21 protein-coding genes and 1 pseudogene are annotated in these 19,359 nt (G+C 64.7%); 11 read left to right on the forward strand and 11 right to left on the reverse strand.

The window, feature by feature from the left end:
• Positions 1-20: 20 nt before the first annotated feature.
• The 4 genes from ACR4XW_RS08305 to mtnA are packed head-to-tail and all read right to left on the reverse strand — an operon-like array spanning position 21 to position 4,872.
• Positions 21-1,109 carry an ABC transporter permease gene (locus tag ACR4XW_RS08305; protein WP_434760081.1) on the reverse strand — a complete coding sequence of 363 codons (1,089 nt, stop codon included), beginning with the start codon at positions 1,107-1,109 and terminating at the stop codon, positions 21-23.
• On the reverse strand, positions 1,106-2,632 hold the full coding sequence (locus tag ACR4XW_RS08310) for a sugar ABC transporter ATP-binding protein (RefSeq protein ID WP_434760082.1): 1,527 nt from the start codon (positions 2,630-2,632) through the stop codon (positions 1,106-1,108). Before ACR4XW_RS08310 ends, ACR4XW_RS08305 begins: the two co-directional genes overlap by 4 nt.
• A 53-nt stretch (positions 2,633-2,685) precedes the next feature.
• A complete protein-coding gene (locus ACR4XW_RS08315) occupies positions 2,686-3,798 on the reverse strand; it encodes a substrate-binding domain-containing protein (protein ID WP_434760083.1) in 1,113 nt (370 codons plus the stop codon).
• Between the two features lie 36 nt (positions 3,799-3,834).
• Positions 3,835-4,872 (reverse strand): S-methyl-5-thioribose-1-phosphate isomerase, encoded by a 1,038-nt coding sequence (gene mtnA / locus ACR4XW_RS08320; RefSeq protein ID WP_434760084.1) that lies wholly within the window; start codon positions 4,870-4,872, stop codon positions 3,835-3,837.
• 138 nt (positions 4,873-5,010) lie between these two features.
• Between mtnA and ACR4XW_RS08325 the strand changes: the two genes are divergently transcribed.
• From ACR4XW_RS08325 to lsrF, 4 genes are all read left to right on the forward strand, one after another.
• Positions 5,011-5,724, forward strand: coding sequence for a GntR family transcriptional regulator (locus tag ACR4XW_RS08325; protein ID WP_434760085.1), 714 nt, complete (start codon positions 5,011-5,013; stop codon positions 5,722-5,724).
• Positions 5,725-5,793: 69 nt separating this feature from the next.
• Entirely contained in the window at positions 5,794-7,713 is a 1,920-nt protein-coding gene (locus ACR4XW_RS08330; RefSeq protein WP_434760086.1) for an SDR family oxidoreductase, read from the forward strand.
• A 12-nt stretch (positions 7,714-7,725) separates the two neighbouring features.
• Positions 7,726-8,118 carry a cupin domain-containing protein gene (locus tag ACR4XW_RS08335; RefSeq protein WP_434760087.1) on the forward strand — a complete coding sequence of 131 codons (393 nt, stop codon included), beginning with the start codon at positions 7,726-7,728 and terminating at the stop codon, positions 8,116-8,118.
• A gap of 2 nt (positions 8,119-8,120) precedes the next feature.
• Positions 8,121-9,002 carry a 3-hydroxy-5-phosphonooxypentane-2,4-dione thiolase gene (gene lsrF, locus ACR4XW_RS08340; protein WP_434760088.1) on the forward strand — a complete coding sequence of 294 codons (882 nt, stop codon included), beginning with the start codon at positions 8,121-8,123 and terminating at the stop codon, positions 9,000-9,002.
• A gap of 98 nt (positions 9,003-9,100) precedes the next feature.
• Here the strand turns inward: lsrF and ACR4XW_RS08345 are convergent, their stop codons facing one another.
• The 5 genes from ACR4XW_RS08345 to ACR4XW_RS08365 all read right to left on the reverse strand — a co-directional run bounded on the left by ACR4XW_RS08345 (position 9,101) and on the right by ACR4XW_RS08365 (position 11,982).
• Positions 9,101-9,286: a hypothetical protein gene (locus tag ACR4XW_RS08345; RefSeq protein WP_434760089.1), complete on the reverse strand. Its 186-nt coding sequence runs from the start codon at positions 9,284-9,286 to the stop codon at positions 9,101-9,103.
• Positions 9,283-9,534, reverse strand: coding sequence for a hypothetical protein (locus ACR4XW_RS08350; protein WP_434760090.1), 252 nt, complete (start codon positions 9,532-9,534; stop codon positions 9,283-9,285). The genes ACR4XW_RS08345 and ACR4XW_RS08350 overlap by 4 nt, the downstream gene beginning before the upstream one ends.
• A gap of 198 nt (positions 9,535-9,732) precedes the next feature.
• Positions 9,733-10,026 carry a hypothetical protein gene (locus tag ACR4XW_RS08355; protein ID WP_434760091.1) on the reverse strand — a complete coding sequence of 98 codons (294 nt, stop codon included), beginning with the start codon at positions 10,024-10,026 and terminating at the stop codon, positions 9,733-9,735.
• 21 nt (positions 10,027-10,047) lie between these two features.
• Positions 10,048-10,353: an ArsR/SmtB family transcription factor gene (locus ACR4XW_RS08360; protein ID WP_434760092.1), complete on the reverse strand. Its 306-nt coding sequence runs from the start codon at positions 10,351-10,353 to the stop codon at positions 10,048-10,050.
• Between the two features lie 219 nt (positions 10,354-10,572).
• A complete protein-coding gene (locus ACR4XW_RS08365; protein ID WP_434760093.1) occupies positions 10,573-11,982 on the reverse strand; it encodes a tyrosine phenol-lyase in 1,410 nt (469 codons plus the stop codon).
• Between the two features lie 216 nt (positions 11,983-12,198).
• Here ACR4XW_RS08365 and ACR4XW_RS08370 point away from each other — a divergent pair, with 216 nt between their 5' ends.
• From ACR4XW_RS08370 to vanX, 7 genes and pseudogenes are all read left to right on the forward strand, one after another.
• Complete coding sequence (locus ACR4XW_RS08370) at positions 12,199-12,798, forward strand: TetR/AcrR family transcriptional regulator (protein WP_434760094.1); 600 nt, start codon at positions 12,199-12,201, stop codon at positions 12,796-12,798.
• A pseudogene (locus ACR4XW_RS08375) lies at positions 12,791-13,246 on the forward strand (YqeB family protein); the annotation flags it as partial. The gene ACR4XW_RS08370 and the pseudogene ACR4XW_RS08375, both read left to right, overlap by 8 nt.
• A 128-nt stretch (positions 13,247-13,374) precedes the next feature.
• Positions 13,375-13,482 carry a CysS/YqeB C-terminal domain-containing protein gene (locus tag ACR4XW_RS08380; RefSeq protein WP_434760422.1) on the forward strand — a complete coding sequence of 36 codons (108 nt, stop codon included), beginning with the start codon at positions 13,375-13,377 and terminating at the stop codon, positions 13,480-13,482.
• Between the two features lie 77 nt (positions 13,483-13,559).
• Entirely contained in the window at positions 13,560-14,684 is a 1,125-nt protein-coding gene (locus tag ACR4XW_RS08385) for a lipid II:glycine glycyltransferase FemX (protein WP_434760095.1), read from the forward strand.
• 102 nt (positions 14,685-14,786) lie between these two features.
• Positions 14,787-15,800, forward strand: coding sequence for an NAD(P)-dependent oxidoreductase (locus tag ACR4XW_RS08390; protein ID WP_434760096.1), 1,014 nt, complete (start codon positions 14,787-14,789; stop codon positions 15,798-15,800).
• Positions 15,797-16,837 carry a D-alanine--(R)-lactate ligase gene (gene vanA / locus ACR4XW_RS08395; protein ID WP_434760097.1) on the forward strand — a complete coding sequence of 347 codons (1,041 nt, stop codon included), beginning with the start codon at positions 15,797-15,799 and terminating at the stop codon, positions 16,835-16,837. Before ACR4XW_RS08390 ends, vanA begins: the two co-directional genes overlap by 4 nt.
• Positions 16,834-17,463 carry a D-Ala-D-Ala dipeptidase VanX gene (vanX, locus tag ACR4XW_RS08400; RefSeq protein WP_434760098.1) on the forward strand — a complete coding sequence of 210 codons (630 nt, stop codon included), beginning with the start codon at positions 16,834-16,836 and terminating at the stop codon, positions 17,461-17,463. The genes vanA and vanX overlap by 4 nt, the downstream gene beginning before the upstream one ends.
• Positions 17,464-17,470: 7 nt before the next feature.
• Here the strand turns inward: vanX and ACR4XW_RS08405 are convergent, their stop codons facing one another.
• Positions 17,471-18,577 carry a sensor histidine kinase gene (locus tag ACR4XW_RS08405; RefSeq protein ID WP_434760099.1) on the reverse strand — a complete coding sequence of 369 codons (1,107 nt, stop codon included), beginning with the start codon at positions 18,575-18,577 and terminating at the stop codon, positions 17,471-17,473.
• Positions 18,567-19,256, reverse strand: coding sequence for a response regulator transcription factor (locus tag ACR4XW_RS08410; protein WP_434760100.1), 690 nt, complete (start codon positions 19,254-19,256; stop codon positions 18,567-18,569). The genes ACR4XW_RS08405 and ACR4XW_RS08410 overlap by 11 nt, the downstream gene beginning before the upstream one ends.
• Positions 19,257-19,359 lie beyond the last annotated feature (103 nt).

Raw genomic sequence — 19,359 nt, forward strand, 5'->3', positions numbered from 1 at the left:
ATAGCTCCTCAACTTCGTTGTTAAGTGGCTGGGGTGTAGCGCATCTTGCGGCGCGACAGGGTGAACGAGAACAGCAGGGCCAGCAGCAACACGATGCCCTTGGCGGTATCCTGGACGTAGTACGGGAAGCCCATCATCGTCAGGCCGGTCAGCACGATCCCGACCAGCACCGCACCGAGCAGCGTGCCCCAGGCGTTGGGCTTGCCCAGCCCGAGCACCGAGGTGCCCACCAGTGCCACCGCGACGGCTTCCAACAAGCTGGACGCGCCCGCGTTCACGTCTCCCTGGCCGACCCGCGAAACCAGGATCAGACCACCGATGGAGGCGAACAGACTGCACAGGACGTAAGCCATCGAGCGGTAGAGCCCGACGCGGACACCGGACAGCCGGGCGGCCTCCGGGTTGGCGCCGACCGCGTACATCAGACGTCCCCACTTGGTGCGGCTCAGCAGGAACCAGGTCATCGCGGCCAGCACCAGCATGATCATCACCGGAACCGGGATCGGGCCGATCATGCCGCGGTCGATGAGCAGGAAGCCGGAGGTGAACCGTCCGGGGGCGGGGGTGCCGTCCTTCAACACCATGCCGGCGGCCACCGACTGGCCGTTGACCGGAATCAGCTTGGCACCCTGGATCACGAACATCATGCCGAGTGTGGCGAGCAGGTCGGGTATTCGACAGATCACGATCAGGAAGGCGTTCGCCAGGCCCACCAAAAGGCCACCGACCAGTACCACGCCGACCGCGACACCGCCGGTGAAGTTGTAGAAGACCATCGTCATCGCGGCCAACTGCACCGCCAGGCCGGCGGTCGAACCGATCGACAGGTCCATCCCGCCGACGACCATCGCGAAGGTCATGCCCAGGCCGAGGATCGCCGTCACCGAGGCGAACTTCAGCATCGCGAACATGGTGTCGGAGGTGCGGAAGGCGGGTTGGGTGGCGGCGAAGAAGATGAACAGGCCGATCGTCACCACGATGAAGCCGTACTTGACCACCGCATCGCGGATCCGCATGCCGGTGGTGAGTTCCTCCTCGTCGCGGATGGCGGCCAGGGGACGCTCCTCACCGGCGTCCTCCACGCTCAGCTTCGATTCTGAAGTACTCACGAGTGTGCTTCCTCCTGGGACATGCTCTGCATGATTGCGTCGGCGTCTACTTCGCTGGTGTAACGGTCGAGGGCGATCTCCCCGTCGACAAGGACGACGATGCGGTCGGCGACCTCCCGGATTTCTTCGACGTCACTGGCCAGGACGACCAGGGCTGCACCCCGTCCGGCGATCGCGCGCACCTTGCGGCTGATCTCGCGCCGCGCACCGATGTCGACACCTCGGAACGGCTCATCCAGCACCATTAGGCGCGGTTCGTGATCGAGCCAGCGACCCACCACGACCTTCTGCTGGTTGCCGCCCGAAAGCGCATCGACCGACTGTCGCGGGCTGGTCGCGACGACCCGGAAACTCTCGATCAGCCGCCGTCCGAGCCGTTGTTCGGCGGCGAAGTCGATGGGCCCGCGGCGGGCGACCTTGTTCATGAATGGGAGGGTGAGGGTGCGGGCGATGTCCCAACCGGGAAGCATGGCTTCCTCGGCCCTGTTCTCGGGGGCGAGGTAGATACCGCGTCGAACCGCGTCGCCGACATGGCGGGGGGCATAGCGTTTGCCGTCCAGCCGCATGGTGCCGGCACGCCAGGCTTCGGCTCCGACGATGCCACGGGCCAGTTCGGATTTACCCGCGCCGACCAGGCCGAGAATGCCGGTCACTTCCCCGGCTCGAATGTTCAACTCGATCGGCTCGGATCTGGGCAGGAGCTGTACCCCGCTGAGTTCGAGCACGACATCGGTGCCGCGCTGTTCGACGATCTCGTCGGCGGCGACGGCACCTTCGTTGCCGAGCATCGAACGGACGGCTTCGTCCATTCGCAGCGGCGCGTCCTGACGATCGGAGATGATGCCGTCGCGCAGCACCACCAAGTCGTCGGCCAGATCGCGGATCTCGTTGAGATGGTGCGAGACGTAGAGAATCGCGACCCCCTGGCCGCGCAGGTTGCGTACTACGTGGAAGAGCCGGTCGGCCTCGCTGTGCGACAGCGTCGAGGTGGGTTCGTCCAACACCAACACCTTCGGGTCACTGTCGAGTGCCCTGGCCAGCAGGAGCAGTTGCTGGTCGGCGATGGAGAGTTGGAAGGCGTCGGCCATCAGTACCCGGTCGGGCCACTCGAGGCCCAGTTTTCTGAGCATCTCCCGGGCCCGGGGAATACGACTGCGGGGTGAGCCCACGAAGGAGGCGATGCCGGCCACGATCTCGGGGAACACCAGGTTCTCCGCGACGCTCAGGTCGGGAACGATGTTCTCGTCGACCCGCTGGTGCACCGTGTGGATGCCGCGCTTGGTGGCGTCCATCGGCGAATCGATGGAGACCTGCTCGCCCTCGACGACGATGCGGCCACCGGTGGCGGTGTAGACCCCCGACAGGATCTTGATCAGGGTCGACTTGCCCGCACCGTTGGCGCCCAGCAGCGCGGTGATTCGGCCGCGGTGCAACGGCAGGGTGACACCGCGCAACACTCGGTTCGTGCCGAAGGCCATCTCGATGCCATCGAGCAGCACAACCGGTTCATTCGGGGTACTCATACTTCGCTCCCCTCGGTGTGGGACGCCGAACGACCGACGCCCCACACAACGGGTCAGAACTGGACCGAGGGGATCCAATCGGCAGACGACACTTCGGAGATGTTGAGCTCGGGCTTCGCCTTGCGAAGGTCATCCATGTTCTTGATGTTCTCCGAGCGCAGATCCTCCTGGGTCACCAGGATCGGCGGGAAGTCGACGGTGTCGCCCTCTTCCATTTCCCCGGCGATATCCAGGGCCAGCGTCCGGGTCACTGCGGCACCGATCGCATTCGGGTCGGTTGCCCCGGTGGCCATCCACGGGCTGTCCTCAGCCACCATCAACTCGATATCGGCGGTCGAGATGTCGGCGCCGTAGACCTTGACCTTGCCCTTCAGTGACGGGTTCTGGGTCAGCGCCGTCAGCGTCGCCTTGGTGAGCTCGTCATAGGGGGCGTAAATCGCGGTCACGTCCGGGTTGGCCTTCAACGCGTTGTCGACCATCGGCGCGGTGTCGGTGGCGGTGGAGGCGGTGTACTTGCCGGTGAAGAACTTCTCGGTCCAGTTGTTGTCCTTCTTGTACTCCTCCCACACCGCATGGCGCCGGTCGAGCGGGGCAATACCGCGGACGTTCACGTAACCGACGTTGATGTCCTTGCCGTTCTCCTTGACCATTTGGTCGAGGACGAGTTCGGCCATCACCTTGTCCGACTGCTGGGTCTGGATCGCCCGGGGTGCGCACTGCTGGATTTCCACGTCGTAGATCACGACCTTGATGCCCTGATCCAGTGCCTTGTTCACACCGGGGCACAAGGTGTCACCGAAGCCGTGCCGGACGATGATGCCGTGCGGCTTCGCCGCGATCGCCTGATCGAGCTGGCTGGCCTGGGTGGCGTTGTCACCCTGCGCGTCGTAGACGTCCAACTTCATTTTCAGGGCTTCGGCCTGCTGACGGGTGCCGTTCAGGTACTGCTGGAAGTAGTCACCCTGACCGGTGTTCTGAATGATGGCGATTCTGACGTCGCCGCTGGCGAAGGGCTCGGGCAGTTCGCCGCTGGCCTCGCCCACCTTGCCCTTGTCATTCTCCTCGGGGGTGGCCTCGTTGCCACCACCGTTGTCCTGAGTACAGGCCGCCATCCCCAGGGACAGGAATGCGACGAGCCCCAATGTCATTGCTTTCTTGATCTTCATGGGTTCCTCTCTTTGCGTCCTCGTTGACGCGGGGAGTCAGTTCGCAATGCGCGCAAGCAACTCGGGGTCGGGATCTGTGGCCGGCTCCACCACTCCCTGTTCGGTGACGATGGCGCTGATCACGTCATGCGGCGTGACATCGAAGGCCGGGTTGAAGCCTCGTGCTGCCTCCGGTGCGGTGCGCACCGAAGCGATGCGGAGGACTTCGTCACCATCGCGCTGCTCAATCGGGATGTCGTTGCCATCTGCGGTCTGCAGGTCCACGGTGGAGCTCGGAGCCGCGACAACGAAGGGGATCTGGGCCCGTGCGCAGGCAAGTGCCACGCCCGCGGACCCGATCTTGTTGGCGGTATCGCCATTGGCGGTGATTCGGTCGGCTCCGATCACCGCCACATCGACCAAGCCGCGCAGAATGGTGGAGGTCGCCGCACCATCTGCCTGGACGACATGGTCGATGCCGTCCTTGGTGAGTTCCCAACTGGTCAGTCGGGCACCCTGCAGCAAGGGACGCGTCTCGTCGGCATAAACCATGCCGAGGCGTCCACGTTCATGAAGTTCGCGAATGATGCCGTAGGCGGTTCCCCAGCCGGCCGTGGCCAGGGCTCCGGTATTGCAGTGGGTGAGCACGCGCACCTTCTCGGCACCGGTGCGTTCCAGAATCCAATCGGCCCCCAGGCGCGACAACTGCCGGTTGGCGGCCTCGTCCTCGGCCACGATGCGGTGACCCGCGGCCAGCACTGCGTCGTATCCCTCGGCCATCAGGGGCCTGACCTCGTCGACCCCCCACATCAGGTTCACCGCTGTCGGACGGGCATTGCGGATGGCGTCCACCCGTTCTTGAAGCTTCTCGTCACTCCACGACTCCCGGACACCCTGGTTCATGGCCATCGCCACACCCAGGGCGCCGACCGCGCCCAGGGCGGGGGCCCCGCGAACCGCCAGAGATTGGATCGCAGCCACCAGGTCGTCGACGGTGTCGATGTCGAGGTAGCGCTCCGTGCCGGGCAGCACGGTCTGATCCAGTAACCGTATGCACGGCTGTGGTTCGTCTATCCATTCCACCGCCAAGACCATGGCAACCACCTCGAACTACCTTGTCCGACAACTGACGACTAGGCTAAGTTGTCAACTCAGGCGGAGTCAATACCCCTGTTGGGATGAACCACACCGACCAGCGGCCGCCCCTTAAACTCCGGTGAAGGAGGTGAGCCCATGAGCCGTCGCCCCACTCTGGTGGCCCGGATCAGCGAAGAGTTGCGCAGCGAGTTGGCTGCCGGGCTGCACCGACCCGGCGCCCGACTACCGACCGAGACCGAACTCAGCCAACGGTTCGGGGTATCGCGACCCACCGTGCGCAATGCGATCCGTGAGCTGGAGGCCCTGGGCCTGGTCACCACCCGGCACGGGGCCGGCACCTTCGTCAACAGCACCCAGATCGAAGCCGGCCTGGAGAAGCTCGACAGCATCACCGAATCCATCCGGGCCACCGGCAAGACCCCGGGCATGCTCTACGCAGACCGCGTCAGGCGCCCCGTCCTGCCTGATGAGGCCTCGCACATGGGGGTGCCGGGCGATACCGAAGTGGTCGAGTTGCGCCGAATGATCCTGGCCGACGGGGTGGTCGTCGCCTATTCCTACGACTTGCTGCCGGCCCGACTGCTCCCCCCGGATCTGGACCTCAATACGCTCGACGGTTCCATCTTCGGTTTCCTGCGCAACACCTTGGGGATCCACCCCAGCCACGCCTCCGCAGAGGTGCACGCCATCCACTCCGAGCACATCGGCTGGGGCCCCGAGGCCGCGGCGCACCGGCTCTTCGTCCTGTTGAACCAGCTTCATTACGACGCCGACGATCAGGTGCTGCTGTACTCGCGGACGTACTTCATCGAGGGACGGTACTCCTTCACCATCCGGCGACGCAGCTGATCAACACTTGACTAGCCGCAACCCTCGAGCCTAAGTTGTAAAACAACTATTCGTCCTTGAGGGGTAGGCATGTCTGTTGCGATGCACCTCTGTCCGCCCGATCTGATCCGGGTCTCGCGCGAACTCGGCCACGATCCCGACGTGGTGTTGCACGGTGGCGGGAACACCTCGCACAAGACCACCACGACCGACATCGACGGTCGGTCGATCGAGGTGATGTGGATGAAGGCCAGCGGCAGCGACCTGGCCACCGTCACCGCGTCCGGCTTCGCTCCCCTGAGACTGGAACGACTGCGACAGTTACTGCCGCCGACCGTGGTGCCCGACGACCTGCTCGTCAACGAGTTGCGATGCGCACTGCTGCAGGCCGATGCCCCCGATCCCTCGATCGAATCACTGCTGCACGCTGCGTTCCCCGAACCCTGGGTGCTGCATTCGCATCCCGACCTGTTGTTGTCGATCACGCATTCTCCTCAGGCAGCGCAACGGCTCGCCGCTCTGGACGAACGCGTGGCCGTGGTCGACTACGCGATGCCCGGGCCCGACCTGGTGGCGGTGATCAGCACCGTGCTGGCCGAACAGCACCCCGATGCGGTGATCGTGTTGAACCACGGCATCTTCGTCGCCGGGAACACCGCCGATGAGGCCCTCGCTCGCCACAACAGCATCCTGGAGACACTGGCTCGCGACCTGCCGGAACAATCCCCCGTTACCCATCCGGCCGCCTTGAACCCCGACCCGCGGGCACTGGCCGAACTGCGCCGGGACGTGGCCGAGCTGGCCGGACGTCCCTTGATTGCCAAGGTCCAGGCCGACCCCCAGATCGCCGCGTGGTTGCAGGACGAAGATCTTCTGGCCGCCACCCAGGCCGGGCCTCTGACCCCCGATCACGTCACCTGGACCAAACCTTGGCCGTTGCTCGGACGCGATATCGCGGGCTTTGCGGAGCGGTACCGCGGCTACGTCGACGCGAACCGCGGCCGCCGCACCCGGGAGTTCGTCGAACTCGACCCGGCGCCACGGGTGGTGATCGACCCCGAGCTGGGCCTGGTGACCTTCGGACGCACGCCGGCGGAGGCCGGGGCGGCCGGCGACATCGCCCGCCACACCTTGGGCGCCATCGAACGGGCGCAGGGCCTGGGCGGTTACCTGCCGGTCGGTGATGACCATGTGTTCGACCTCGAGTATTGGACCCTGCAGCAGCAGAAGGCGGCCCGGCGACGGTTGCCGAGCAAGGCCGGCCGGGTCGCCCTGGTCACCGGTGCGGCCAGTGGTATCGGCCGAGCCTGCGCCCGCGCCCTGCTGGACGACGGTGCCGCGGTGATCGGCTGGGATCTCAACCCGGACGTGGTTGACGCCTTCGACGAGCCGGGCTGGTTCGGTCACCGCGTCGATGTCACCGACGAGGCCGCGGTCATCGCCGCTCTGGACGAAGCGGTGCTCCGTTTCGGCGGGCTCGACATCATCGTTGTGGCGGCCGGGGTCTTCCCCTCGGCGGCCGATTTGGGTGATCTCGACCTGGCCACCTGGCGCAAGGTGATGGCGGTCAACGTCGATGCGGTGACCGCTCTGTTCACCCACGCGGCCGGGTTGTTGGCCCTGGCTGCCGACCACGGGCACGTGGTGGTGATCGCGTCCAAGAATGTGGTGGCACCCGGCCCGGGGGCTGCAGCCTATTCGGCGTCGAAGGCCGCCCTGACCCAACTGAGCCGGGTGGCGGCCCTGGAGTGGGCGTCCGCCGGCGTGCGGGTGAATCTGCTGCACCCCGACGCCGTTTTCGATACCGGACTGTGGTCACCCGAGTTGTTGCAGGCGCGGGCCAGTCATTACGGCATGAGCGTCGAGGAATACAAGCGACGCAATCTGCTGCGCACCGAGATCACCAGTATGGACGTCGGACGGCTCGCGGCGGCAATGGCAGGACCACTGTTCGACTGCACCACCGGCGCACAGGTGCCGATCGATGGTGGCAGCGACCGAATCATCTGAAGGGACACGTTCATGAAACACGGTCACATCGACGAGGTCGAGTTGCGTCACGGCGACTGGGGCCCCGCCTACCTGATCCAGGACCCGTCCAGTGACACAGGCGTGCTGGTGCTGCGTCCGGGCGATGCCATGACCAACCACATCCACGAGCACTGCGACGAATCGTTCTTCATCATCGAGGGCACCGCGACCCTGTGGATCGACTGTGCCGAGTCCTACGAGTTGCGGCCCGGTGATCTGTACCGATGCCCGCCGAACGAAATGCACTACTTCGTCAACAACAGCGATCGGCTCTTCCGGTTGCTGTTCATCAAGTCACCGGCCAGCCCGGGCGACACCATCAACCTCCCCTGGGAGCCCGGGCAGCCCAAGCCCAGTCTCCCGACCCAACGAAAGGACGACTGACCATGGCGGATCTCGAGGGCAATATCGACGCAGATCAGTTCGCGACGTCACAACCACAGGAAACTCCCGGTTTCCATGTCAAGGGTGCCGGCCAGCTCGACTTCGGCATCCGACACCGCTTGGCCCGCATCTTCCGTGAGGACGGGCGCACCGTGATGTTGGCCTTCGATCACGGCTACTTCCAGGGGCCCACCAGCGGCTTGGAGCGGGTGGATCTCAACATCGTCCCCCTGGCCCCTCATGCCGACGCACTGATGGCGACCCGCGGCATCATCCGCTCGGTCATTCCGGCCGGGTGTGACAACGCCCTGGTGCTGCGGGCTTCCGGCGGGCCCTCGATCCTGAAGGAACTGTCCGACGAACGCGTCGCGATGGAGATGCGCGATGCCGCCCGGATCGACGCCGCCGCCGTCGCGGTGCAGGTATTTATCGGCGGGGAGCACGAGACGCAGTCGATCAAGAACCTCAACGAGATGATCGATGCCGGCCTCGACTACGGCATTCCGGTGCTGGGTGTGACCGCGGTGGGACGGGACTTGGTGCGCGACGCGCGCTACCTCGGTTTGGCCACCCGGATCATCGCCGAGTTCGGCGCCCAGATGGTGAAGACCTACTACTGCGACGACTTCGAGAAGGTCACCGCGGCCTGCCCGGTGCCGATCATCATGGCCGGCGGCAAGAAGCTGCCGATCGGCGACGCGCTCACGATGGCTCGTCGGGCGATCGATGCGGGTGCCGCCGGGGTGGACATGGGTCGCAACATCTTCCAGCGGACGCGTCCCGAGGCGATGATCCAGGCCGTCAACGCCGTGGTGCACGACGGCTTGCAGCCCGGCGAGGCCGAGGAGATGTACCGCGACCTGTCGGACGGTGCCGACGACTGACCGCCGGCCCCCTGACGAGACGGTGCGGCCGTCCGGGTGTTGATTGCCCGGACGGCCGCACCGTCCTTTTTCTGTTCCGGCTGCTGCAGGCCTGGCTGTCAGCCGACGAAGCCCAGCAGAGCACCGCAGATGCCACAGATCACACCCAGCACCGCAGCGGTGTACAGCAACTTGGAGGCGGTCGGATCGGGGCGGCCGCGCATCAGGCGGATGATCACGAAACCGAAGAAGCTCAGCACGGCCAGCGCGCCGACGATCATGATGACCCAGAGCAAAGGACTCATCGCTTCATCACTCCCGTCAGGGCGAAGCTCACACCGATCACCGCGGCCACCGCGGCGGCGACATAGGCGACGGTGCGCAAGGTGGACGCGAGATCTCCCGAGACCATGTGGGAGACGATGTAGCTGATGACCGCGATGGCGCCGACGACGCTGACGCCGATCACCTGGAGCTTGAAGATTCCGGCCATTGCGGTGGATCCGGCGGATCGTCCGCTGGATGGTCGTGGTTCGTGGCTTTCGGTGGTCATGAGTGAACCCCTTCGCGATTGCCTCTGGTGGCACCAGAACAACAGAGGTCGGGGCCACCGCGCTACGGTTCGGCGACTACTCATGACGAATGTCATGGGTACCGGCCGCACACGACAGACAGGGCCGAACCCCGTGCTGGGGTCGGCCCTGTTTCGCGAGTCGGTCAAGCAGGGGTTCGCTCGCGCGCACCCGCCCGGTCAGTGCTCGTCGTAGTGATCTCCGTGCTCGGCATGGCGGTGGCCGTCGTGGATGTAGTCGACGTGGTCGTCGTGCTTGACGGCCTCGTGGCCGCAGCCTTCACCGTGCTCGTGCTCGGCCTTGGAGTGCTCGGCCGGGGCATGGCACTCGTCGTAGTGATCTCCGTGCTCGGCGTGCCGGTGGCCGTCGTGGATGTAGTCGACGTGGTCGTCGTGCTTGACGGCCTCGTGGCCGCAGCCCTCGCCGTGCTCGTGCTCGGCCTTGGTGTGTTCTGCCACCTTGTGGTCGGTCATGGCGCTTCCTGCTTTCTGAGGTCAGTCCTCGGAATGGGGCATCGGTTCCTGCACATGGACGAGGGCATCGGCGACGACGTGGGCGACGTGCTCGTCGGCAATGGCGTAGATCATTGCCTTACCGCGCCTGGTCGCGGTTACCAGGCCCGCCTGCCGCAGTGTCTTGAGGTGCTGCGACACCAGCGGCTGCGACATTCCGGTCGCCTCGGCGAGCGCCCCGACAGTCATCGGTTCGCTCTCGAGGATCCGAACCAGCCACAGCCGTGACTCGTTGCCGAGCACCTTGAAGAGTTCGGCAGCCTGCTCCAGCCCCTCTTCCTTGTGCATGACCCCAGTCAACCATAGATATAAACAAATCGCAATACTTTAATAGATGGGAGTCGTTCTCATTACGGTTAGAGAAGCCCTCTCCGCGTCCAGCGACCCGATCCCCTTCCCGCAACCCGAACTCGCTCCTGCGTCACATGGTTCGTGACGCAGGAGCGAGTTCGGGTTGCATATGCGAGGAAGCCGGACGCGCCGGTCGTCCCGACGCGCCCGCTTCGTTCAGGGGAGCGGTTCGAAGCGGGCTTGGAAGAACCGCAGATACTTCGGCTCGTAGACCATCTTCAGACCCTGCACCGACTCCCGCTCGTCGTAACACTGCTTGACCGCCCCGGCCACCACGTCCATGTGGGCCTGGGTGTAGACCCGCCGCGGGATCGTCAGGCGGGTCAGCTCGAGCTTCGGACGGCGGTGCTCGCCGGTTTCGGGATCCCGTCCGGCCGAGACGATGCCACGCTCCATCGAGCGGATGCCCGAGTCGAGGTAGAGCTGCCAGGCCAGCGACTGGGCTGGAAACTGTTCCTGCTCGAGGTGCGGGTAGAAGGCCCGGGCATCCAGGAAGATGCCGTGCCCGCCGACCGGTTTCACGAAGGGGATCTCCCACTGCTCCAGCAGCATGCCGAGGTAGCGCACCTGCCCCACCCGCGACTTCATGTAGTCGTCGTCGATCGATTCGCGGATGCCGATCGCCATCGCTTCCATGTCACGTCCGGCCATGCCGCCGTAGGTGTGCAGGCCCTCGTACACCACGACCAGGTTGCGGGCCTCGTCGTAGACGTCCTTGTCGTTGGTCGACAACCAACCACCGATGTTGACCAGCGGATCCTTCTTGCCCGACATCGTCGCGCCGTCGGTGTAGGAGCAGAACTCCTTGAGAATCTCGGCGATCGACTTGTCGGCGTAGCCCTCCTCGCGCTCCTGGATGAACAGCGCGTTCTCGACCGCCCGGGTCGCGTCGAGGTAGATCGGGATGTTGTGCTTGGCGGTGAGTTCGCGCACGGCCTTGATGTTGGTCATGCTGATCGGCTGCCCGCCGGCCATGTTGACCGTGGCGGCCACACACACGTACGGGATCTGGTCGGCGCCGACCTCGTCGATCAGCTTCTGCAGCTTGTCGAGATCGACGTTGCCCTTGAACTCGAACTGGGACGAGGCGTCATGGGCCTCGTCGATCACCACGTCGTGGAAGGTCGCCCCGTTGGCTTCCTGGTGGTAACGGGTGGTGGTGAAGTACATATTGCCCGGCAGGTGATTGCCCGGGCGGATCAAGGTGGTCGACAGCAGGTTCTCCGCACCGCGTCCCTGATGGGCCGGGACGAGGTACCGGTAGCCGTAGACCTCGCGGATGGTTTCTTCCAGGTGGTAGAAATTCTCACTGCCGGCATAGGCCTCGTCGCCGAGCATCATGCCCGCCCACTGGCGGTCGCTCATCGCGTTGGTGCCCGAGTCGGTGAGCAGGTCGATGTACACATCTCGGCTGTGCAGTAGGAAGGTGTTGTAACCGGCTTCGGCGATCGCGGTCTCGCGTTGTGTGCGAGTGGTCATGTGCAGCGGTTCGACGGCCTTGATTTTGTAAGGCTCGGCCCAACTGCGGCGATCCTGCTGTTGCCCCATGGTGTGGAGGCTCGGCATGAATTGTCCTCTCGGTCGTTCGCCGGGCATCGTTGCCCGGCTGCCCGGAATGCTATTGCCTGGCCGGGTGCGCGGGATAGGTCCCCGGGCGGCCTCCAATAGGTCCCTGACGACGGTGCTCGCTGCCGGACGCCGCGGGCCGTCGATACCGACCCTTCCCCTGCTATTATTTGACTGAGCACTCAGTTAATCTAAGGGGGCACGATGGCCGGACGGGTGAACCCCGAACGGGTCGCACGGAAACGGGAACAAATCGCCCTGACCGCTGGGCGGCTCTTCGCCACGAAGGGTTTCGAGGCGACCAGCGTGGCCGACATTGCCGCGGCGGTCGGGGTCAGCCAGGGGACGATCTTCTACTACTTCACCGACAAGCCGGCGGTGTTTCGGGCGATCTTCGAGCGGGACCTGCCGGCGGCACAGCAACTCATTGCGTTGCACCACGATGCACCGCGAGCCCTACCCGCGATTTTGGAGGTGCTCAGCGAACTCGCCAGGGATGCTGCCGACCCCAGCGCGTCGGGCTTGGTCGTGGAACTGCTACGCCGCATCGAACACGACCCGGAACTGCTGGACGTGGTAAGGCGCACCGAGGAAGTGATCACGATCGGCCTCAGCGAACTCATCACGCGCGGCATCGCGGAGGGTGACATCGACCCCAGCCTCGATCCGTTCGAAGCCGCGAAGTGGTTGCAGGCGATTGTCGACGCCGTCTACCTGAATGCACGCCCCGACCACTCCCCCGTGAAGGACCTGCGCCGCACGGCCCTCGGCTACCTTACTCGCCCCCACCGCTCAGGAGAACCCGCTGATGTCTGACAATGAGACCCGAGTTGCCATCCCAAAGGCCTGGGTCATCTCCTTCTGCCTCGCGGGCGCAGCCGCCGGCTTCGGCGCCTCCTTCATCGTGGGCCCGGTCGTGGACTGGCTGATCTCCCTGGTCGGGGGCGCGCCCGGCCCCCTGGAGATCGCAGCCCGCCTTCCGCGAGCGATGGTGGCACCCATCCTCAGCGTCGGTGGCGCATTCCTGGGGCTGTGGTTCGCCGATGACTGGAGCAAGGACGTGGGCGAGGTGACTGTCTCGAACACCGGCGTCACCATCGCCACCGGAAAGGTCAAGCAGCACGTCGCTCGCGACCGGATCGGAGGCATCTTCACCGACGGCAAAGACCTCGTGGTGACCGATGCGGCGACGAACGAACTCTCGCGCACCAGGACCGACTCGGTGCTGGCCGGGCGACTCCAGCGCGCCTTCGAAGTGCGCGGGTACCCGTGGCAGGGGCGCTCCGACCCCCACGAGAAGGCGTACGTCACGTGGACCGATGGCGGCAACGGCCTGGATCGTCGGATCAACGACCTGCTCAGGACACGGCACCGAGCCTGCTTGACAACCGGGTGGGAGCTGCCGATGACGCGCGCGACCACCTACGAGCACTCGGCATCGCCGTCCGGGATCGGGACGACATCCAGCAGTATCGAGAAATCCCCAGCAGCGAACAGTGAGCCACCCCTCGGCATATCGTCCGTGTATCGAGAATTCGATACACCACCGCAACAAGGCACCGCGTTGATTGGTGGACGTGGTTTTGACCCTTCGGCCCATTGGCACCCCGGAACACATGGCCTTCACACGGGCTCGGCGAGATGTGAGCTTTCAGCAGACGCCCGCGTGGGCCAAGGTGAAACCCGAGTGGCGCAGTGAACTGGTCGGCTGGTTCGACGCCGGACGGCTCGTCGGCACCGCGCTCGTCCTGCACCGGCCGGTGCCCGCACTCAAGCGCTACACGCTGGCCTACCTGCCACAGGGCCCGCTCATCGACTGGTCCGGTGACGTCAGCCGTTGGCTCGCTCCCCTGACCACCTATCTCCGGGCGCAGGGGGCTTTCGCCGTCCGACTGGATCCACCGGTGCGCACTCACCTCTGGAGCGCCGAGGAGGTCAAACGAGGAATCGCCGACCCGATGATCTCCACGCTGCCGGAACTGCCGGCAACACGGAGCGACCCGGTGGGGATCTGGGTGACTCATCAACTCGAGGCCGCCGGCTGGCTCCCTCAGCACAGCGAACATGGTTTCGGGAGCGGTCAACCACAGTTCACCTACGAGGTCCCGTTGGCAGACCGCTCGCCCGAAGACGTGCTCGGGGGGATGAACCAGCTGTGGCGACGCAATATCAAGAAGGCGGCCGCAGCCGGGGTCACGGTCACGGTGTCCGATGACCTTGCGGCGTTTCACGCCTTATATGTGCATACTGCCGAGAGGGACGGCTTCACGCCCCGACCACTGCACTACTTCGAGAACATGTTCGCGGCAATGAGAAGCGAACAGCCCGATCGGATCCAGCTCTACCTCGCCCGTCATGACGGCGACCCGGTGGCCGCCGGCATCTGCGTCCGGGTCGGTGGCAACGCTTGGTATGTCTACGGCGCATCCGCCACGGCCAAACGCGAAGTTCGCGGTTCGAACGCCTGCCAGTGGGCCATGATCCGCGATGCGCTGGCTGCCGACTGTGACCGGTACAGCCTCCGCGGCATCACCTCGACACTCGATCCGGACGATCCACACATGGGTCTGACCCAGTTCAAGGTGGGTACCGGCGGTGCCGCGGTGAGGTCTGTCGGGGAGTGGGATCTGCCGCTTCGCCCGACCATGTACCGCGCCTTCCAGTTCTACCTGCGGCGGCGAGAAGCCAAGAACAGGCGATAAGCCGACCTCGACGGCTCCACCTTGGCGCGTGCGCACCTCTTATCGTCCCCATATCGAAAATCCCATACGGGCTCACAACGTGGTTCTCCCTTGACTGGAACCATGACATTCAACGAACTGCATGCAGTACCGACCCTGCCTATCCCGCTCGGCCGGAGAGCAGGCGCACTCACCGCCTTCGGATGCGACCCGGACGAGGAAGCAGCATTTGACGATCTGGCCAACCGACTCAACGTGGAGCTACGACTCACCGACGCCCCGATCACCGAAGTCAACGCCGATCTGGCCCTGGGACACCGCTGTGTCAGCGTGAGTCACAAGACTCCGGTCGCCGAGAACACCCTGAATGCGCTGAGCCGAATCGGCGTCGAGTACGTCTCCACCAGGAGTATTGGGCGCAATCACATTGCCACCGGATACGCGGCGAGCCTCGGCATCGAGGTGGGTCATGTCGACTACTCACCGGACAGCGTCGCCGACTACACGTTGATGCTGATGTTGATGGCGGTGCGCCGGATGAAGCCATTGATCCGCCGCACCGACAGCCACGATTATCGGTTGGACACCACGCGTGGGCGAGAACTGCGCGACCTGACCGTCGGCGTCATCGGTACCGGACGCATCGGGACCGCCGTGATCCGTCGACTGCGGGGCTTCGGCTGCCGGGTTCTGGCTCATGACGGACGTTGTGTCGGTTCGGGCCGGATGCCCCTCGGAGAGGTGCTGAAACGCAGCGACATGGTCACCGTGCACACTCCGCTGACCGCACAGACCCACCACCTGCTCGACCACGACCGAATGGCCCAGATCAAACCCGGTGGCTACGTGGTGAACACCGGCCGCGGCGCCCTCGTCGAAACCGAAGCCTTGATCCACCTGTTGGAGCAGGGTCACTTGGCGGGAGCTGCCTTGGACGTCCTCGAAGGAGAGGACGGCATCTTCTACACCGATCGTCGCGGCCGATCTGTCGAGAACGAGGCGTTGCTGCGGCTCCAACAGATGCCCAACGTTCTGATCAGCCCGCACACCGCCTACTACACCGACCACGCACTGCGCGACACGGTCGAGAACAGCCTCATCAATTGCCTGAACTACGCGCGAAAGGAATCGGCATGAGCGCACTGGACGTCGGAATCATTTTTGGCGGGACGGGCGAGGAGCATCCGGTGTCGGTCAAGTCCGCACGCGAGGTCGCTCGACATCTCGACACCACGAGGTACCGACCCCACTGGATCGGAATTACGACCGAAGGCGCCTGGCGGCTCTGCGATACCCCCGAGGGTGATTGGGCGAATACACGCTCTCGGCCGGTGGTGATCTCACCGGACCGAAACGTCCACGGTTTGATGGTGTTGGACGACGGTCGCTACGAGCTGATCCGCCTCGACGTGGTGTTTCCCGTCCTACATGGCTCCTTCGGTGAGGATGGGACCATTCAGGGGCTGTTGGAGTTGTCCGGCATTCCCTATGTGGGCTGTGATGTCCAGGCGTCGGCGGTCTGCATGGACAAGGCGCTGACCTACACGGTCGCGCGGAGTGCCGGCATCGAGACGCCGCCGTATTGGGTGGTCGATGCCGACCAGCAGCCGGACGCACAGCGTCTCCGGTATCCGGTGTTCGTCAAGCCGGCGCGATCCGGTTCCTCCTTCGGCGTCACCATGGTGACTGGTGAAGACGAACTGTCCGAGGCGGTGGCCGAAGCTCGGCGTTACGACACGAAGGTGGTGATTGAGCAGGCGGTGGCCGGAGCCGAGGTGGGTTGCGCGGTCCTCGGCCAGGGCCACGACTTGCTCACCGGTGAGGTCGACCGCGTGGCGCTCACCCACGGCTTCTTCCGGATTCATCAGGAGGACGCACCGGAAACCGGATCCGAGAACGCGAGCTTCATCGTGCCCGCCGACATTCCCGAGGCGTCCCGTCGCCTCGTCCACGAGAGTGCCAAAGCGATTTATCGGATCATGGGCTGCACGGGGCTGGCTCGTGTCGATCTGTTCCTCACCGAAGACGGTCGGGTGGTGCTGAACGAGGTCAACACCTTGCCGGGGCTGACTTCCTACAGCCGTTACCCCCGGATGATGGCTGCTTCCGGGATCTCGATGGCCGACCTGCTCGACCGACTGTTGTCGATGCCCCGGCAGGAGGCGAAGCGATGAACCCGGATTTCGTGTTCATCGACGAGTTCGTGCCCGGCATCAGGTGGGACGCCAAGTACGCCACCTGGGACAACTTCACCGGGCGGCCCGTCGACGGTTATCTGGCCAATCGCGTCGTCGGCACGAAGGCACTGTGCGCTGCCCTGGGTTACGCCCAAGCACGCGCCGAGTCCCAGGGATTCGGTTTGCTGCTGTGGGACGGCTACCGGCCACAGCGCGCCGTGGACCGCTTCAAGCAGTGGTCACAGGAGCCCGAGGACGGGCGCACCAAGCTGCGTCACTACCCCAACATCGCCCGCAGCGAGATGTTTGCCAAGGGCTACATCGCCGCGCATTCGGGCCACAGCCGAGGCAGCACCGTCGACCTGGCACTGTTCCACCTGGACACCGGGGAGCTCGTTCGGATGGGTGGAGGTCACGACTTGATGGATCCGATTTCACATCACGCGGCCGAGGGCATCACGTCCGACGCGGCACGTAACCGTCAGCGGTTGCGCACGATCATGGAACGCAGCGGATTCAGCAGCTACGAGCCCGAGTGGTGGCATTACACGCTGATGGACGAACCGTACCCGCACACCTACTTCGATTTTCCGATCACAACGGTGTCGAGTGTGGCGGCGTGATCGGCGCTCACCTCGTTGGTGCGACCCGGGGCAGCCGCACCGTGACGTTCAACCCACCTTCGACACGTGGGCTGAGGGTGAGCGTCCCGTTGTGGGCTCGGGTGATGCCTTTGACGATCGCCAGACCGAGGCCGACGCCCGCATGGTCGCCACGGGCGCGTTCGGTGCCTCGTTGGAACGGCTCGGTGAAGGTGTCCACCATCTGTGGGCTGAGCCGTTCACCGGTGTTCGACATGGTGAGCACGGCCGATTCCATGTCACCTGCAGTCGTGATCTGCACTGTGCCGTGCTCGGCAAGATTGTGCGCGATGGCGTTGTGCAGCAGGTTCGTGATCAGTTGCAGCAGCAGTGCCTGCGAGCCACTGGCGAACACCGGGGTTCCGGCCACCTCGACGGTGATGCCCTGTTTTTCCGCCAGGGGAAGCAGGTTCTCGGCTGCTTCTTCCGCGATCAGGGACAGGTCGACCGGTTCGCGGACGAAGGATCGCTGCTCGGTTCGGCTGAGCAATAGCAGCGCTTCGGTCAGTTCGATTGCTCGGGAGTTGACGGCCCTGAGCCGCGCATCGATTTCGCCGCCGTTGCGGTTCGGGTCATTACCGGCGACATCGAGCAAGGTTTGGGTGATCGCCAAGGGAGTGCGCAGTTCGTGCGAGGCATTGGCGGCGAAGCGTCGCTGTTCTGCGTCGTGGGATTCCAGACGGGCCAACATGGTGTCGAAACTGTCGGCGAGTTCGCGAAACTCGTCCCGGCGCCCGCTCATCTCGATGCGATGTGACAGCGAGCCCCGTGCTGCCGCACGTGTCGCGTCATTGATCTGTGTCAGGGGAGCAAGCATCCGTCCTGCCAGGAGCCACCCACCGACCAGGCCGAAGATCAGCAGGAACCCCAGCACCATGATCGCCGAGGGGACGAACACCACCGGACCGAAACTGCCCGGGGAGAACACCCGGACGAAATCGTCCAGGCTAGGAGGTCGCAGGGCCTTTCGGGCATCCTGCCCCAAGAGAAAGAGCCACACCGCAGTCAGCAGCAGAACACCGGCGATCATGAGGAAGCCGACGTAGCTCAGGGTCAGTTTGACGCGAACGTTCAGGCCGCGCCTTCTACGCGTCATCGGCCGCAGCATCTGTGTCGGCCGTGGCGATGCGATAACCGACACCGGGCACAGTGATGATCAGCCACGGCTCGCCCAAGCGTTTACGCAGCGCGGAGACAGTGATGCGGACAGCATTGGTGAATGGGTCGGCGTTTTCATCCCATGCGCGTTCGAGGAGTTCTTCGGCTCTGATCACTCCACCTTCTGCGCCCACCAGGACTTCCAACACCGCGAACTGTTTGCGGGTCAGTGCCACGTAGCGACCGTCGCGGTACACCTCCCGACGGAACGGGTCGACCCGAAGGCCGGCAATCTCACGCACCGGCGGTCGAGTGTGGGCTCGACGCCGATCGAGGGCCCTGAGACGTAGCACGAGTTCGCGCAGTTCGAAGGGCTTGGTGAGGTAATCGTCGGCACCGAGTTCAAAGCCGGACGCCTTGTCGTCGAGGCGGTCGGCCGCGGTCAGCATCAGAATCGGGATTCCGCTCCCGGACGCAACGATGCTTTGGGCGACCTCGTCGCCGGAGGGACCCGGAATATCGCGGTCCAGAACAGCGATGTCGTAGTCGTTGATGGTGAGCATCTCCAAGGCGGTATCGCCGTCGCCGGCAATGTCGGCGGCGATGGCTTCGAGGCGCAGCCCGTCACGAATGGCTTCCGCCATGTATGGCTCGTCTTCCACGACCAACACGCGCATGGACTCATGGTAGGAGCGGCCACCTATCGTCGACGTATGAAAACGTGACCGCCGCGACTCGGGCCACGACGTAGCGTGCCGACGGCAGCGGGGTGTTACGGAA

This window comes from Pseudenemella bisphenolivorans, assembly GCF_051133435.1.
Classification (GTDB): Bacteria; Actinomycetota; Actinomycetes; order Propionibacteriales; family Propionibacteriaceae; genus JAAYAO01.